The organism is Caldimonas caldifontis, from assembly GCF_002930615.1.
In the GTDB taxonomy this organism is placed as follows: Bacteria; Pseudomonadota; Gammaproteobacteria; order Burkholderiales; family Burkholderiaceae_C; genus Caldimonas; species Caldimonas caldifontis.
In genome coordinates, this window is record NZ_PSNX01000012.1 from 1 (window position 1) to 15,934 (window position 15,934).

General features: G+C 69.4%; 11 protein-coding genes and 1 riboswitch. Of the genes, 4 read left to right on the plus strand and 7 right to left on the minus strand.

Annotation, left to right across the window (positions count from 1 at the left end; genetic code table 11):
* Nucleotides 1-33: 33 nt before the first annotated feature.
* The 4 genes from C1704_RS13135 to norR form a co-directional block, all read right to left on the minus strand.
* Nucleotides 34-1,758: a cache domain-containing protein gene (locus C1704_RS13135; RefSeq protein ID WP_104303194.1), complete on the minus strand. Its 1,725-nt coding sequence runs from the start codon at nucleotides 1,756-1,758 to the stop codon at nucleotides 34-36.
* Between the two features lie 5 nt (nucleotides 1,759-1,763).
* Entirely contained in the window at nucleotides 1,764-2,237 is a 474-nt protein-coding gene (locus C1704_RS13140; RefSeq protein WP_104303195.1) for a universal stress protein, read from the minus strand.
* Between the two features lie 83 nt (nucleotides 2,238-2,320).
* Nucleotides 2,321-2,689 (minus strand): YbaN family protein, encoded by a 369-nt coding sequence (locus C1704_RS13145; RefSeq protein ID WP_104303196.1) that lies wholly within the window; start codon nucleotides 2,687-2,689, stop codon nucleotides 2,321-2,323.
* 54 nt (nucleotides 2,690-2,743) lie between these two features.
* Nucleotides 2,744-4,279, minus strand: coding sequence for a nitric oxide reductase transcriptional regulator NorR (gene norR / locus C1704_RS13150; RefSeq protein WP_104303197.1), 1,536 nt, complete (start codon nucleotides 4,277-4,279; stop codon nucleotides 2,744-2,746).
* Between the two features lie 149 nt (nucleotides 4,280-4,428).
* Here norR and ytfE point away from each other — a divergent pair, with 149 nt between their 5' ends.
* Both ytfE and C1704_RS13160 read left to right on the plus strand, forming a co-directional pair.
* Entirely contained in the window at nucleotides 4,429-5,127 is a 699-nt protein-coding gene (gene ytfE / locus C1704_RS13155) for an iron-sulfur cluster repair protein YtfE (RefSeq protein ID WP_104303198.1), read from the plus strand.
* Entirely contained in the window at nucleotides 5,120-7,402 is a 2,283-nt protein-coding gene (locus C1704_RS13160; protein ID WP_104303199.1) for a nitric-oxide reductase large subunit, read from the plus strand. The genes ytfE and C1704_RS13160 overlap by 8 nt, the downstream gene beginning before the upstream one ends.
* On the opposite strand, the gene C1704_RS13165 is transcribed toward C1704_RS13160, so the two are convergent.
* Both C1704_RS13165 and C1704_RS13170 read right to left on the minus strand, forming a co-directional pair.
* Nucleotides 7,403-7,867, minus strand: coding sequence for a cyanophycin metabolism-associated DUF1854 family protein (locus C1704_RS13165; RefSeq protein WP_104303200.1), 465 nt, complete (start codon nucleotides 7,865-7,867; stop codon nucleotides 7,403-7,405).
* A gap of 14 nt (nucleotides 7,868-7,881) precedes the next feature.
* On the minus strand, nucleotides 7,882-10,125 hold the full coding sequence (locus tag C1704_RS13170) for a cyanophycin metabolism-associated ABC transporter (protein WP_104303201.1): 2,244 nt from the start codon (nucleotides 10,123-10,125) through the stop codon (nucleotides 7,882-7,884).
* Nucleotides 10,126-10,287: 162 nt separating this feature from the next.
* On the opposite strand from C1704_RS13170, the gene C1704_RS13175 reads away from it, so the two are divergent.
* Both C1704_RS13175 and cphA read left to right on the plus strand, forming a co-directional pair.
* A complete protein-coding gene (locus C1704_RS13175; protein WP_170064697.1) occupies nucleotides 10,288-12,531 on the plus strand; it encodes a cyanophycin synthetase in 2,244 nt (747 codons plus the stop codon).
* A 24-nt stretch (nucleotides 12,532-12,555) separates the two neighbouring features.
* Nucleotides 12,556-15,126: a cyanophycin synthetase gene (cphA, locus tag C1704_RS13180; RefSeq protein WP_104303202.1), complete on the plus strand. Its 2,571-nt coding sequence runs from the start codon at nucleotides 12,556-12,558 to the stop codon at nucleotides 15,124-15,126.
* On the opposite strand, the gene C1704_RS13185 is transcribed toward cphA, so the two are convergent.
* Nucleotides 15,127-15,699, minus strand: coding sequence for a TMEM165/GDT1 family protein (locus C1704_RS13185; RefSeq protein WP_104303203.1), 573 nt, complete (start codon nucleotides 15,697-15,699; stop codon nucleotides 15,127-15,129).
* 7 nt (nucleotides 15,700-15,706) lie between these two features.
* Nucleotides 15,707-15,895: riboswitch (yybP-ykoY riboswitch) on the minus strand.
* Nucleotides 15,896-15,934: the final 39 nt, after the last annotated feature.

The window sequence follows — 15,934 nt, forward strand, 5'->3', positions numbered from 1 at the left end:
TCGAAAAGCTCGACATCATGTTCCTCGGCTTCATCACCTTCGTTCTCGTCGCTGATGGACTGCGGATGTGTTAACAGGCCCTAGCAGCCTCTTCTGGGACTCGATCAGCTGCCGCGTCTCGATGGACAAGGCCAGCATGCTGGAGAGCCGCCGGGCGAAAGCCGTGAAGCTCTCGTCCCCGTCCGCGTCGTCGCCGTCGTGATGCAGGATGAGCAGGCCTTCGAGCTGGCCGGTGCGCCCACGCAGTTCCAGCGTCATGCGACCCTGGGTCGATTCGCTGGTGTCCCGATTCGCCGAGTAGACGAAGTCTTCGCCCGGCGATGACGGCAGGGCGCCGGCGGATGCGCTGAGCACCATGCGGCCCTGGGCCGCGTCAAGGAGGTAGACAGCGCCACCGCCGCAGCGGGTGGCGTCCACGAACTGCTGCAGCACCTGCTCCAGCATGCGTTCGACCTGGGGCTCGTGGGCCATGGTCTCGCTGATGCGCAGGAAGCTGTCGATGGTGGCCCCCATGCCGTCCATGGCGCGCGACAGGTCGTTGACTTCGCGGATCCAGCTGGGCTTGCGGCGGTGCACATCGGCAAATTCGAAACGACCGATGCGTTCGGCCCGCCGGGAGAGTCGATCGAGGTTGCGCCCGATCGAGGCACCCGCCTTCCACCCCACCGGCAGCAGCAGGGCGGCCACGGCAGCCATCATGGCCATCATCTGGAGGCGGCGTCGTTCACTCTCGCCCACGAGTTCGGCGTTGGGCATGGCCACCAGCAGCTGCGTGCCCTGGGTCTGCCAGACGTCGAAGTCCAGCGATACCCCCAGCCAGTCCTCGTGCGCCGTGCTGTACTGGACGATTGGGTTGCCCGGGCCCGTCTGCCGTGCCAACTCCGCAAGGGCGGGCTCGTCGAGTTCGGAAAGGCTCTTCAGCGTGATGCTCTCGCCGTCGACCCTCAGGACGCGGGTCATGTCGGGGTGGGCGAGGACCTCCTGCCGGGCGGTGACCAGGGCCATCCGGGTGCCGGGGGTGACACGCAGTTCGGCCAGACGGTCGGCAAGGTCGTCGAGCACGACGTCGATGCCGATCACCGACCCGCCAGCCACGCTGCGCTGGCTCAGCGTCAAGCCGACCTGGCGTGTGGTGAAGAAGACATACGGCAGTGATTGGACCGGCGCCGCCGTGGCGACGGCCGCGTCATACCAGGGGCGGGTGCGCGGGTCGAAGCGGTAGTCGGGTTGGAGCCGACGCTCTGCCAGCCGCTGGTCGTCGGTGAAGAAGAGGTACTCGCCCCTTCGCGTGCCGTCGGGCTGCAGCGTCATCGACTGCACGAGAAACGCGGCCTGCGCCGGGGCTTGCACGGAGCGCTGCACCTCGGCGCGGTCGAGCGGGCGCGCCAGGATGAAGTCGCCGTTGTCGTAGCCGACGAAGAGGGACGACAGCAGGCGGTTGGCGGAGAGTTCCGCCAGGAGCACCGGCAGCCGGTCCAATCGCTCGTCGAGGCTGCCGGCCCGGGCGATCGGGTCGAAGCTCAGATGACGCAGCGTGGACTGCGCCGGCTCGAGCATGCGTCGGGCCTGCTCGGTGATCAGGCGGCCAGCATCCTGGGCGGTCCGGGCGGCGTTGGCGATGGCGTTCTGGCGCGAGCTGTAGTGCCCCAGCGTCAGCACGGCGACGGCCAGCAGCAGCATGCACAGCACCACCACCGCTGCGATGATCAGGCGGATCGGCCAGACCTGGACGGCAGGCGCTTTGGGGGGTGACGGCACGTGGATCAGTCCACGCCAGGCTCGTCCAGTGCCTCGGCGGCCGCGTCGGGTTCCGGTGGTTTGACGATGGTGACGGGTACCGGCGCGTCGTCGAGCACCGCGCGGGAGACGGACCCGAAAAGACCGGCCCGCAGGGCGCCGACGCCGCGGGCGCCCATGACGATGGCATCGCAGCCGTGGGCCTCGGCCAGTTCGATCAAGGCATGGGCCGGGTCGCCTCCAGCGATTTCGCTCTCGAAGGGCAGACCGGCCTCGCGCAGCAGCGCTTCCGCCGCTTCCAGGGCGTGGCGGCCTGCGCCTTCTGCCACGCCTTCGAGCACTTCGGCATCGTGCACCGTGACCACCTCGTAGAGTGAAGGTGGCTCCTGCACATTGGCCAGCACGAAGCGGGCCTGGAGACCGGCACGCGCGAGGCCGATGGCATGGCGCACGGCCCACAGCGAGAGTTCGGAGCCGTCGACCGGCAGCAGGATCTTCATGGCACTCTCCCGGATGTTGTGGGTGTGCGTTCTTTCTACCCCAGAAGCCGCCGACTGCCCAGAGGGGGATCAAGCAGGTGCCGTCAGTCCTCGGGCCGGCGCCACAGCCACAGGGCCACGCCCAGCAGCAGGAGATAGACCGCCGCTCGCACCCAGGGCGCAACGGGGCTCCACCAGAGCATGATGGCACTGCCCAGCATCATCACCGAGGCCAGCCACTTGGCCTGGCGTGGTACGGCACCGCGCTCACGCCATTGGCGGATGGCGGGGCCGTACGTTGGATGGGCCAGCAGCCGGGCCTCCAGGCTGGGCCAGCCGCGCCCGGCGGCCCAGGCCGACAGCAGCAGGAAGGGCACGGTGGGCAGCACCGGCAGCACCGCGCCGATCAACCCCAGCAGCAGCGACACGCCGGCCAGCGTGCGCCAGAGCAGGAGGCGGGTGTGTCGGATCATCGGCGGGGTGGAGGTGCGGGCGTGGGCCGATGGTAGCGGGCTGGCGCGTGGGGCTCACTTCATCCCCAGGCGGCGGGCGAGCTTGTGCAGGTTGCTCGCATCCAGGCCCAGGGCGCGTGCGGCTGCGGCCCACTGCCCGTCGTGGAGTTGCAGGGCGCGTGCGATCTGCTCACGCTGGAAGGCATCGACGGCCTCACGCAGGGGCAGGACAGGCCCATGGGGGATCGAGGCAGGCGCGATGGCGCCCACGGGGGCGGTCGGGGAGGGACCGTCGAGGTCGAGCAGTTCGGGCGGCAGGCTCACGATGTCCTGGCGGGCCGCGCCACGGCTCACGGCCTTGAGCGCGGCGCGGCCGATCACGTGCTCGAGTTCGCGCACGTTGCCGGGCCAGGGGTAGCGCAGCAGGGCGTCCTCGGCCGCGGGGGTGAGGCGCAGGCTGCGCAGACCCAGGCGTGCGCGGTTCAGTTCGAGGAAGCGGCCGGCAAGCAGCAGCACGTCCTGCTCGCGATCCCGCAGGGGCGGGATGGGCACCGGGTAGACCGAAAGCCGATGGTAGAGGTCGGCGCGGAAATGACCCTCGCGCACCTGGTCGCGCAGCTGGCGGTTGGTGGCCGCGATGATGCGCACGTCCACGCGGCGCGGTCGGTCGGTGCCCAGGCGCTGGATCTCGCCGTTCTGCAGCGCGCGCAACAGCTTGGCCTGCACGGTGAGGGGCAACTCGCCCACCTCGTCGAGGAAGAGGGTGCCCCCGTCGGCGGCCTCGAAGCGGCCGGGGCGGTCGGTGGTGGCACCGGAGAAGGCGCCGCGCGCATGGCCGAAGAGTTCGCTCTCCGCCAGCGACTCGGGCAGCGCCGCGCAGTTCACATGCACCAACGGCTTCTCGCGCCGGCGCGACAGGCGGTGCAGGCGGCGCGCGAAGAGCTCCTTGCCCACACCGGTCTCGCCGAGCAGCAGCACGGGCAGATCGGACTCGGCCACCACCTGCAGCTCGTGCAGCAGGGTTTGCAAGGCGGCGCTCTGGCCGATGATCTCGGCGTCGTCGCGGGCCGGGGTGCCGTCGTCGGACTCCGGGCCGGGTGTGCGCGACAGGCGCAGGGCCTGGTTGTCCTGCTCCAGCCGGGTGATGCGCACGGCGGCTTCCACGAGCAGGCCATAGCGCGCCAGGGCCTCGCGCGCAGCGGCATCGAAGGTGCCGGTCTGCAGGGCATCGAGGGTGAGGGCGCCCCAGGTGCGGCCCTCCACATGCAGGCTCAGGCCCATGCAGTCGTGCACCGGCAGGGGCTCGCCCACCTGGCTGTCCACCAGGCCGTCGTAGGGGTCGGGCAGGGTGCTGTCGTGGTCGAAGCTGGTGACCTCGCGCCGGGCCAGGATGGTGGCCAGGCGGGGATGCTGGCTCACCGCAAAGCGTCGGCCCAGGGCCTCGCGCACCAGGCCGTCCACCGCCACCGGGCGCAGGTGATCGCCTTCCAGCCGCAGCAGGGCGACGGCGCCGCAGCGGAAGTGGCGGCGCAGGGTCGCGACCAGCCGCTGCAGGCGCACGGCGGCCGGCAGTTCGGCCACCAGATCGGCGAGCAGGAGCGCTTCCATCATGGTTGATACAACCTTTTAATGGTAGTAAACACCTTTCTAGTTTATGGTGATAATTACCATTATTGCAGGCAAGTCCTTGATCCTTCGAGGGCGAAGGGCGGGTCCGGGCTTTGCACAAGGGTGGGCAGTTCAACCCACGGAGCGACACCATGCCCACCACCTCCCTGATCGACCAACCCCTGGGCCAGCTGGCCCGCACCTTGCCGGGCGCCACCCAGGTCTTCCACGATTTCCAGCTCGACTTCTGCTGCGGCGGCAAGCACAGCCTGCGCGAGGCGGCGGCCGGCAAGGGGCTGGATGCACAGGCCATTGCCGCGAGGCTGGAGGCGCTCCGGGGGATCGAGGCCGGTGATGGGCGCGACTGGACGCGCGTGCCGGTGCACGTCCTGATCGACCACATCCTGAACCGCTACCACGCCCGGCTGCGCGAGCAGGTGCCCGAGCTGATCCGCCTGGCGCGCCGCGTGGAGCAGGTCCACGGTGACCGTCCCGAATGCCCGCGCGGCCTGGCCGACCACCTGGAGGCCATGCAGCAGGAGCTGGAAAGCCACATGCTCAAGGAAGAGCAGGTGCTCTTCCCGATGCTCATGCACGGCATGGGAGGCATGGCCGGCGGCCCGATCGCGGTGATGCGTGGCGAACACGACCAGCACGGCGAGGAGCTGCGCAGGCTGGAGGAGCTGACCGACGGCATCACGCTGCCGCGCGGGGCCTGCAACACCTGGCGCGCGCTCTACCTGGGCCTGGCCACGCTGCGCGAGGAACTGATGGAGCACATCCACCTTGAGAACAACATCCTCTTCGAGGGCCTGAACCCGGTGCGCGCCACGGAGGCGAGCCATGCGTGAGTACCGCCGCCTGTGGTTCACGCTGATCGGCGTGCTGGCCATCACCTTCTCCTTGCTGGGCTTCTACGGGGCTGAGGTCTACCGCGCCGCGCCGCCGATCCCGCAGCATGTGGTCACCGACTCCGGTGAGCGCCTGTATTCGAAGGACGACATCCTCGACGGCCAGACCGCCTGGCAATCGGTGGGCGGGATGCAGCTCGGCTCGGTCTGGGGCCATGGGGCCTACCAGGCGCCCGACTGGAGCGCCGACTGGCTGCACCGCGAGCTGCTGGCCTGGCTGGAGCTGGCGGCGCAGGAGCTGCACGGGCAGCCGTACGGGCGGCTCGATGCGACTGCACGGGCCGGTCTGCAGGCCGCGTTGAAGGCCGAGTACCGGCGCAACACCTTCGACGAGGCGAGCGCGACGGTGACGGTCTCGGAGCGCCGCGCCCGGGCGATGGCGCAAACCGCGTCCTACTACGACCGCCTGTTCAGTGACCATCCGAGCCTGCAGGGCACGCGCGAGAGCTACGCGATGAAGGAGAACACCCTGCCCAGCGCCGAGCGGCGCGACAAGCTGGCGGCCTTCTTCTTCTGGACGGCCTGGGTGGCCTCGACCGAACGCCCCGGCTCGGAGGCGACCTACACCAACAACTGGCCGCACGAACCGCTGATCGACAACCGCCCGACGGCCGAGAACCTGGTGTGGTCGATCGTGAGCGTGGTGCTGCTGATCGCCGGGGTGGGCTTCCTGGTGTGGGCCTGGGCCTTCCTGCGCCAGCAGGACGAGGAAGAACCCGAGGTGCCGAAGGCCGATCCGCTCGCGCGCTTCGGGCTCACGCCGTCGCAACGGGCGCTGGGCAAGTACCTCTTCCTTGTGGTGGCGCTCTTCGTCTTCCAGGTCTTCCTGGGCGGCTTCACCGCGCACTACACCGTGGAAGGCCAGGCCTTCTATGGCATCGAGGTGTCGAAGTGGTTCCCCTACAGCCTGGTGCGCACCTGGCACATCCAGAGTGCGCTGTTCTGGATCGCCACCGGCTTCCTGGCGGCGGGCCTCTTCCTGGCGCCGCTGATCCATGGGGGCAAGGACCCGAAGTACCAGAAGCTCGGTGTGGACATCCTCTTCTGGGCGCTGGTGGTCGTGGTGGTCGGCTCGTTCGCCGGCAACTACTTTGCGATCGCGCAGATCATGCCGTCCGAGTGGAGCTTCTGGCTGGGCCATCAGGGCTATGAATACGTGGACCTGGGCCGCCTGTGGCAGATCGGCAAGTTTGCGGGCGTGGCCTTCTGGCTGGTGCTGATGCTGCGCGGCATCGTGCCGGCCTTGCGCCGGCCCGGCGACAAGAACCTGCTGGCGCTGCTGACGGCCTCGGTCGTGGCCATCGGCCTCTTCTACGGGGCAGGCTTCTTCTATGGCGAGCGCACCCACCTGTCGGTGATGGAGTACTGGCGCTGGTGGGTGGTGCACCTGTGGGTGGAGGGCTTCTTCGAGGTCTTTGCAACCACGGCGCTGGCCTTCATCTTCTCGACGCTCGGTCTGGTGTCGGTGCGCATGGCCACCACGGCCAGCCTGGCCTCGGCCTCGCTTTTCATGCTGGGCGGCGTGCCGGGCACCTTCCACCACCTCTACTTCTCGGGCACCACCACGCCGGTGATGGCCGTGGGTGCGGCGTTCAGCGCGCTGGAAGTGGTGCCGCTGGTGGTGCTGGGCTACGAGGCCTGGGAGCATTGGCGCCTGAAGGCTCGGGCGGCCTGGATGGACAAGCTCAAGTGGCCGCTGATGTGCTTCGTGGCCGTGGCTTTCTGGAACATGCTGGGCGCGGGCGTCTTCGGCTTCATGATCAACCCGCCGATCTCGCTGTACTACGTGCAGGGCCTGAACACCACGCCGGTGCATGCCCATGCGGCGCTCTTCGGGGTCTATGGCTTCCTGGCGCTGGGCTTCACGCTGCTGGTGCTGCGCTATGTGCGACCGCAACTGGTGTTCAGCGAGGGCCTGATGAAGACCGGCTTCTGGTGGCTCAACGCTGGCCTCGTGCTGATGATCGCCACCAGCCTGTTGCCCATCGGCCTGTTCCAGTTTCACGCCAGCGTGAGCGAAGGCCTGTGGTATGCGCGCAGCGAAGCCTTCCTGCAGCAGCCCTTCCTGGAGACGCTGCGCTGGGTGCGCACCTTCGGCGACGTGGTCTTCATCGTCGGCGCGGTGGCGATGGCCTGGCAGGTCGTGATCGGCCTGTGGGGCCGGCGTGCACCGCTGCCCGGTGAACGAGAGGCGCTCGCCCAGGCCCGCGCCTGATCAGAGAAAACGATCCAGCAGGCGGCGGCTGGAGCGATCCAGCGCCGCCGGATCGCGGATGAGGAAGCTCACCCCGGCGCGGTCGGCGATCAGGAGGCGGCCGCCGGGCAGGCGCCGGATGTCCTCCTCCCCCTTGAGCACGAGCTGCGTCGGCCCGCGGTCGGTCTCGACCTGCCAGGTGCTGGGCGTGGCGAAGCTGGAAACCGCCACGAGCCGCATGATCTCGGGCATGAACTCGCGTTGTGCGAGTTCTTCCTCGATCAGTGCGCGCGTGGGCTCCGCCAGAGCCTGCAGCCGGTCGATCCAGGCGACCTCATGGCCTTCAGGGGCCACCAGCGACAGGCCTTCGTCCGGCGCGGTGATCGGAAACGCACGCACGGGCACGATGCCCACATGCACCTGGCCGTGAGCGTCGGTGCAGACGAGCTGGCCGTGCGGGTTGCGGTGGAGCTGGAAGTTGGTCATGGCACGGACTTCCTTCAGGCGCTGCGGGCGAGCTGGTCGTGCCAGGTCTCGGGCGGGCTGCCCTCGCTGTCCACGTTGCGCGCCTGGGCTTCGTACAGGCGCCAGTAGGCGCCGCGGCGTTCCATCAGTTCTTCGTGCGGGCCCACCTCGACGATCTCGCCGCGGTCCATCACGACCAGGCGGTCCGCCTTGCGCAGGGTGGACAGGCGGTGGGCAATGGCAATCGTCGTGCGGCCCTGCACCAGGTTGTCCAGGGCCTTCTGGATCTCCTGCTCGGTTTCGGTGTCCACCGCCGAGGTCGCCTCGTCGAGGATGAGCAGGCGCGGGTCGATCAACAGGGCGCGCGCGATCGAGATGCGCTGGCGCTCGCCGCCCGACAGGCCCTGGCCGCGCTCGCCCACCAGCGAGTCGTAGCCCTGGGGCAGGCGCAGGATGAACTCATGGGCGTGGGCGGCGCGGGCGGCAGCCACGATCTCGGCGCGCGTGGCCTCGGGCTTGCCATAGGCGATGTTCTCGGCGATGGTGCCGAAGAAGAGAAAGGGTTCCTGCAGCACCAGGCCGATGTGGCGGCGCCAGTCGGCCACGGCCACCTGGCGGATGTCGATGCCGTCCACGCGGATGGCGCCCTCGCTCACGTCGTGGAAGCGGCAGATCAGGTTCACCAGCGTGCTCTTGCCCGACCCGCTGTGGCCCACGAGGCCAATCATCTCGCCCGGGCGGATGTCCAGGGTCAGGCCCTGGATCACCCGTCGGTGCCCGTAGCGGAAGCCCACATCCTCGAGCTGGATGCGCCCCTGCACCTGGGTGAGCGGTACGGGCTGCGCCGGCTCGGGCACGGAGGAGACATGGTCGAGGATGTCGAAGATGCGCTTGGCGCCGGCGGCCGCCTTCTGGGTGACCGAGACGATGCGGCTCATGGAGTCGAGCCGGGTGTAGAAACGCCCGATGTAGGCCAGGAAGGCAGTGAGCGTGCCCACGGTGATGTCGCCGCGCGAGACCTGCCAGATGCCGAAGGCCCACACCACGAGCAGGCCGATTTCGGTGAGCAGCGAGACCGTGGGCGTGAACAGCGACCACACGCGGTTGAGCCGGTCGTTCACCACCAGGTTGTGGCGGTTGGCCTCGCGAAATCGCTTCGCCTCGCGGCCTTCCTGGGCGAAGGCCTTGACCACGCGGATCCCGGGGATGGTGTCGGCCAGCACGTTGGTGACCTCGCCCCAGACCCGGTCGATCTTCTCGAAGCCGGTGCGCAGCCGGTCGCGCACGACGTGGATCATCCAGGCGATGAAGGGCAGGGGCAGCAGGGTGACCAGCGCCAGCCAGGGGTTGATGGAAAACAGGATGACCGCCGTCATTGCGATCATCAGCACGTCGGTGGCGAAGTCGAGCAGGTGCAGCGAGAGGAAGACATTGATGCGGTCGGTCTCGCTGCCGATGCGCGCCATCAGGTCGCCGGTGCGCTTGCCGCCGAAGTACTCCAGCGACAGCTTGAGCAGGTGCTCGTAGGTGGTGGTGCGCAGGTCGGCCCCGATGCGCTCGCTCACCAGCGCCAGGATGTAAGTGCGTGCCCACCCCAGGCCCCAGGCCGCCAGGGCCGACACCAGCAGGCCGGCCAGCAGCCAGCCCACGAGGCCGGTGTCGATGGCCTGGCCGTTCTGGTAGGGGATCAGCACCCGGTCCATCAGCGGCATGGTGAGGTAGGGCGGCACCAGGGTGGCAGCGGTCGAGGCCAGGGTCAAGAGGAAGCCGGCCAGCAGCTGGCCGCGATAGGGGCGGGCGAAACGCCACAGGCGCAGCAGGGTCCAGGTGGAGGGGGGCACCGCCTCGGGGTCGGCCTCCTCGGTCTCGGCAACCTCGGCCGGCGAGGGAGCAGCCTTGTCCAGGGCCGGCTTTGCTTCCTGTTGCGTCTGGAAACTCTGGACGAAAGCCTGGGCCTCAGGCTGGCGGCCCAGGGTCAGGTGCCACAGGCCCAGGCGGCCCTGGGCGTCGTGCAGTGCCAGGTGGGCCACGCCGGCGTGGTCGCTCAGGCGCAGGTCCAGCGTGGGGCCCAGAGACCATGACTGCCAAGGGGTGTTGGCGCCAGCCCAGGCCAGCAGCCGCCGGTTCGTCAGCACCAGGCGCTGGGGGATGAACCGAAGTTGGGCATCGAGGTCAACCTCCAGCGTCGCTAGAACGTTTTCGGCAGGAGCCAGCGCCGGGCGCAGGCCATCGAGCCAGGTGGCAGCTGGGCCGGCACTGAGGGAAACGGAAGGGTTCATGAAGTCCAGGACCCCGACGGACGGGGACGTGCAGGGATTCGGGCGGCGGTGGAGGCCCGGCGGCACGATGCCAGCCCTCGGGGTAGCTCACGCGCGAGACCCCGCGCAGGTTGACACGAACCGCGAGTTCGCGGGCGGTATGGGGACATCGGGATGTAAGCCATGAGTCACAGAAGCATCGAATTCCTGAAGATTGCGTATCTTCGCGGGCCCAACCTCTGGACCTACCGTCCGGTGGTGGAGGCCTGGGTGGACATTGGCGAACTCGAAGACCATCCCTCCAATACCTTGCCCGGCTTCTACGAGCGCCTCTCGGCCTGGCTGCCGGGCCTGATCGAGCACCGCTGCGGGGTGGGCGAACGCGGGGGCTTCCTGCTGCGCCTGCGCGAAGGGACCTGGCCGGCCCACATCATGGAGCATGTGGCCATCGAGCTGCAGACCCTGGCGGGCATGCCCACCGGCTTCGGCAAGGCCCGCTCCACCGCCACCCGGGGCGTCTACAAGGTGGTCGTGCGCGCCCGTCAGGAAGACGTCGGCCGCGCCGCGATTGTCGCCGCCCGTGACCTGGTGATGGCGGCCATCGAGGACCGTCCCTTTGACGTGGCGGCCGCCGTGGCCCACCTGCGCGAGCTGGTCGATCGCCGCTGCCTCGGCCCCAGCACCGCCTGCATCGTCGACGCCGCGTCCGATCGCAAGATCCCATCCATCCGCCTGACCCAGGGCAACCTCGTGCAGCTGGGCTACGGCCGCGCGCAGCGCCGCATCTGGACGGCCGAAACCGACCGCACTTCGGCGATCGCCGAGAGCATTGCCAGCGACAAGGAACTCACCCGCCGGTTGCTGGCGGCCGCGGGCGTGTGTGTGCCCGAAGGCCGTGTGGCGCGGGATCCGGCAGACGCCTGGGAGGCCGCGCAGGAGATCGGCCTGCCAGTGGTGGTGAAACCCTCGGATGCCAACCATGGCCGCGGCATCTCCATCGAGCTGCGCCGGCGCGAGGACATCGAGGCCGCCTTCCACGTGGCCGCGCGCGAGGGCAGCGAGGTGCTGGTGGAACGCTACATCCCCGGCGGTGAGCACCGCCTGCTGGTGGTGGGCAACCGGGTGGTGGCCGCCTCGCGGGGCGATGCCGCCTGGGTCACGGGCGACGGCCGCTCCACCGTGGCCCAGCTCGTCGAGACCCAGGTCAACAGTGACCCGCGCCGGGGTGAGGACGAGGCCTTCCCGCTGGACATTGTGCGCCTGCACGAGCCGGCCAATGTGCTTGAACTGGCCCGCCAGGGCTACACCGCCGAGGCCGTGCCCCCCGCGGGCCAGAGGGTACGCGTGCAGCGCAACGGCAACCTGGCGATCGATGTGACCGAACGCGTGCACCCGGAGGTGGCCGAGATGGTGGCCCTCGCGGCGCGTGTGGTGGGCCTGGACATCGCTGGCGTGGACGTGGTGGCCGAGGACATCGCCCGCCCCCTGGCCGAGCAGGGCGGCGCCATCGTGGAAGTGAATGCCGGACCGGGGCTGCTGATGCACCTGAAACCAGCCGAAGGCGAGCCGCGCCCGGTGGGCCAGGCCATCGTCGATCACCTCTTCCCCGAGGGCGAGACCGGCCGCGTGCCGGTGGTGGGCGTCACGGGCGCCCAGGGCACCACGCTCACGGCGCGTTTTCTGGCCTGGCTGCTGCACCTGGGCGGTCGCCACGTGGGCCTGGCCTGTGGCGAGGGCCTCTTCATCGACCGCCGCCGCGTCGAGGCGGGCGACCGCGCCACCTGGGCTGCCGGCCAGCGCGTGCTCATGAACCGCATGGTCGATGCGGCGGTGATCGAGAACGGCCCCGAGGCCATCGTGCGCGACGGCCTGGCCTATGACCGCTGCCAGGTGGGCATCGTCACCGGCGTGGCCGGCGCCGCCTCGCTGGCGACCTACCATGTCCATGACGACGAGCAGCTCTACACCGTGCTGCGCACCCAGGTGGACGTGGTGCTGCCCGAAGGCGTGGCCGTGCTGAACGCCGACGACCTGCTCGCCGCGCAGATGGCGTCACTGTGTGACGGCGACGTGATCTTCTATGCCCGCGATGGCCAGCGCGAAGTGATCGAAACCCACCTGGCAGCCGGCCGCCGGGCAGTGTTTCTGCGCGGCCACCGCGTGCTCATGGCCCACGGCGCCAAGGAGACGGTGCTGATCGAGTGGCGCTGCCTGCCGGTCCTCGACGACCACGAACCCGAGGCGGTGCTCGGTGCCGTGATGGCTGCTTCGGCCGCGGCCTGGGGCCTGGGCATGGAGATCGACCTGATCCGCGCCGGCATCAAGACCTTCGCCACCCAGTCGGCCCCGCCAGCCCCAGCGCCCCTGCCCGTGCTGGCCCATGCCGCCGCACCGGTCGAGAGCCCGGCCCTGGCCTCTGCCGCCTGACCCTCACACAAAAAGGCCCGCACCATGGACGTTTCCCGCATCCGCGCTTTGCGCGGCCCCAACCTCTGGACGCGCCGCACCGCCATCGAGGCGGTCGTGATCCTGCGCGACGACGAACTCGACCTCGAGGCCCGTCCGGGCTTCGAAGCCCGACTGCGCGCCCGCTTTCCCGAGATCGGTGCACTGCGTTCGACCGGCCACACCGGCGCCGTGTCAATGGCGCATGCCCTGGCGGCCGCCGCGCTGGGCCTGCAGGCCCAGGCCGGCTGCCCGGTGACCTTCAGCCGCACCACCCCCACCCCCGAGGAGCGTGTGTTCCAGGTGGTGGTGGAGTACAGCGAGGAGCCGGTGGGCCGCCTGGCCTTTGAGCTGGCCCAGGCGCTGTGCGAGGCGGCGTCGCAGGACATGCCCTTTGACGTGGCCGATGCCCTGGCGCGCCTGCGTGAACTCGACGAGGACGTGCGCCTGGGCCCCAGCACCGGCAGCATCGTGCAGGCCGCGGTGGCGCGTGGCATCCCCTACCGCCGCCTCACCGAAGGCAGCCTGGTGCAGTTCGGCTGGGGCAGCCGGCAGCGCCGCATCCAGGCGGCCGAGATGGACTGCACCTCGGCGATTGCCGAGTCGATCGCGCAGGACAAGGAACTCACCAAGGAACTCCTGCTGGCAGCCGGTGTGCCGGTGCCCCAGGGCCGGCCGGTGACGGACTTCGACGATGCCTGCCGCGCGGCCACCGAGATCGGCTGGCCCGTGGTGGTGAAACCCCGCGACGGCAACCAGGGCAAGGGCGTGACCGTCAACATCGTCAGCGACGAGCACCTGCGCATCGCCTACGACGCTGCGCGCGCGATCAGCGATGAGGTGCTGGTCGAGCGTTTCATCCCAGGCTACGACTTTCGCTTGCTGGTGGTGGGTGACCGCCTCGTGGCAGCGGCCCGGCGCGACCCGCCGCATGTGATCGGAGATGGCCTGCACAGCATCCGCGAACTGGTGGACCAGGCCAACACCGACCCGCGCCGTGGTGACGGCCATGCCACACCGCTCACGCGCATGCGCATCGACGACATCGCTCTGGCCCGCCTGGCCCTGCAGGGCTTCGGGCCCGACGACATTCCGCCCAGGGGCCGTCGCGTGGTGCTGCGCAACAACGCCAACCTCAGCACCGGCGGCACCGCCACTGACGTGACTGACGACGTCCACCCCGAGGTGGCGGCCCGCGCCATCGATGCTGCGCGCATGATCGGCCTGGACATCTGCGGGGTGGACGTGGTGTGCGAGAGCCTGCAGCAACCCCTGGAAGCGCAGGGTGGGGGCGTGGTGGAAGTGAATGCCGCGCCGGGCCTGCGCATGCACCTGAGCCCCTCCTACGGCAAGGGCCGACCGGTCGGCGAGGCCATCATCGACACGATGTTCGCGCCTGGCGAGGACGGCCGCATCCCGGTGGTGGCCGTCACCGGCACCAACGGCAAGACCACGGTGGTACGTCTTACCGCGCACATCCTCTCGCGCCAAGGCTGGCGTGTGGGCATGACCAACACCGATGGCGTCTACATCCAGGGTCGGCGCATCGACACCGGGGACTGCAGCGGTCCGCGCAGCGCACGCAACGTGCTGGCGCACCCGGACGTGGATGCCGCCGTGTTCGAGACCGCGCGTGGCGGCATCCTGCGCGAAGGCCTGGGCTTCGACCGCTGCCAGGTGGCGGTCGTCACCAACATCGGTCAGGGCGACCACCTGGGCCTCAACTACATCACCACCGTCGAAGACCTGGCCGTGCTCAAGCGCGTCATCGTCCAGAACGTTGCGCCCACCGGCATGGCCGTGCTGAACGCGGCCGACCCGATCGTGGTGGCGATGGCCGACAACTGTCCCGGCCACGTCACCTACTTCGCGGCCGACCGCTTCCATCCCGTGATGGCGGCCCACCGCGTGCAGGGCCACCGCGTCGTGTACGTGGACCGTGGCGACATCGTGGCCGAGCAGGCCGGAGTCAAGCACCGCTTCGCACTGGCCGAGGTGCCGATCACGCGCAACGGCAGCATCGGCTTCCAGGTCGAGAACGCCATGGCCGCCGTGGCGGCAGCCTGGGCCGCCGGTGCCAGCTGGGATGCCATCCGCACCGGGCTGCTGACCTTCGAGAACGATGCAGACAACGCGCCCGGTCGCTTCAACGTCTTCACGGTGCGCGGGGCCACCGTCATCGCTGACTACGGCCACAACCCCGACGCCATGGGCGCGTTGGTGCGCGCCGTCGAGGCCATGCCGGCCAAGCATCGCACGGTGGTCATCAGCGGGGCCGGCGATCGTCGCGATGAAGACATCCGCCATCAGACGCGCATCCTGGGTGCAGCGTTCGACACGGTGGTGCTGTATCAGGACCAGTGCCAGCGCGGCCGTGCCGATGGCGAGGTTCTGGCCCTGCTGCGCGAGGGCTTGCAAGGTGCCAGCCGCACCCGCGAGGTGCAGGAGATCCGCGGCGAGTTCGCGGCCATCGACGCGGCGCTGGCGAACCTGAAGGCAGGTGACCTGTGTCTCATCCTGGTGGACCAGGTGGACGAAGCGCTGGCCCACCTGAGCCGCCGCCTGGCCGAAGTCTGATCAGAGCAGCTCGCCCACGTTGAACAGGGCGAGCAGGCCCAGCGCCAGGAAGATGGTCGCTGCCACGCCATGGATGAGGCGGATGGGCAGCACGCGGGTGATGCGCTCACCCAGCAGCACCGCCGGCGCATTCGCGATCATCATGCCCAGCGTGGTGCCCAGCACCACCGCAGTGAAAGCCGCGTACTGGGCCGCCAGGGCCACGGTGGCGATCTGGGTCTTGTCGCCCATCTCGGCGAGGAAGAAGGCCAGCACCGTGGTGCCGAAGACGCCGAAGCGCGCGCGCTGGGTTCCTTCGGCCTCGTCCAGCTTGTCGGGGATGAGCATCCAGACGGCCATCGCGATGAAGGACAGGCCCAGCACCCAGCGCATCACGTCGGGCCCCACCATCGAGGTGATCCAGGCGCCCAGTGCACCCGCCCCGGCGTGGTTGACCACGGTGGCCACGAAGATGCCCAACAGGATGGGGATGGGCCGCCGGTAGCGTGCCGCCAGCAGCAAGGACAGGAGCTGCGTCTTGTCGCCCATTTCCGCGAGGGCGACGATGCCGGTCGAGACGAGGAAGGCTTCCACAGAAAACGGTACTCCGGCCGGCGTTGACACCCATGACCGCACCTGCCCCCGGCTCGCGGGCAGGCACGGTCAAAGGTCTCGCCAAGTCCGTAAGACCCCCTGTGCCATGCCCGCAGGCGGGCAAGTCTGTTGACACAGGGCCCTCTCGTTGCAGCCATGCTGCGAAGGAGGGAAGCTACTCCCCAATGACTGGGCGCCATTGTACAACTCGGCGCATACTGAGCCCCTTTTGCGC

Coding starts and splice junctions, on each gene's coding strand:
- C1704_RS13145 (WP_104303196.1), bottom strand. CDS start 2,689: ATGATCCGACACACCCGCCTCCTGCTCTGGCGCACGCTGGCCGGCGTG.
- C1704_RS13165 (WP_104303200.1), bottom strand. CDS start 7,867: ATGACCAACTTCCAGCTCCACCGCAACCCGCACGGCCAGCTCGTCTGC.
- C1704_RS13170 (WP_104303201.1), bottom strand. CDS start 10,125: ATGAACCCTTCCGTTTCCCTCAGTGCCGGCCCAGCTGCCACCTGGCTC.
- C1704_RS13175 (WP_170064697.1), top strand. CDS start 10,288: ATGAGTCACAGAAGCATCGAATTCCTGAAGATTGCGTATCTTCGCGGG.
- ytfE (WP_104303198.1), top strand. CDS start 4,429: ATGCCCACCACCTCCCTGATCGACCAACCCCTGGGCCAGCTGGCCCGC.
- C1704_RS13160 (WP_104303199.1), top strand. CDS start 5,120: ATGCGTGAGTACCGCCGCCTGTGGTTCACGCTGATCGGCGTGCTGGCC.
- C1704_RS13140 (WP_104303195.1), bottom strand. CDS start 2,237: ATGAAGATCCTGCTGCCGGTCGACGGCTCCGAACTCTCGCTGTGGGCC.
- norR (WP_104303197.1), bottom strand. CDS start 4,279: ATGATGGAAGCGCTCCTGCTCGCCGATCTGGTGGCCGAACTGCCGGCC.
- cphA (WP_104303202.1), top strand. CDS start 12,556: ATGGACGTTTCCCGCATCCGCGCTTTGCGCGGCCCCAACCTCTGGACG.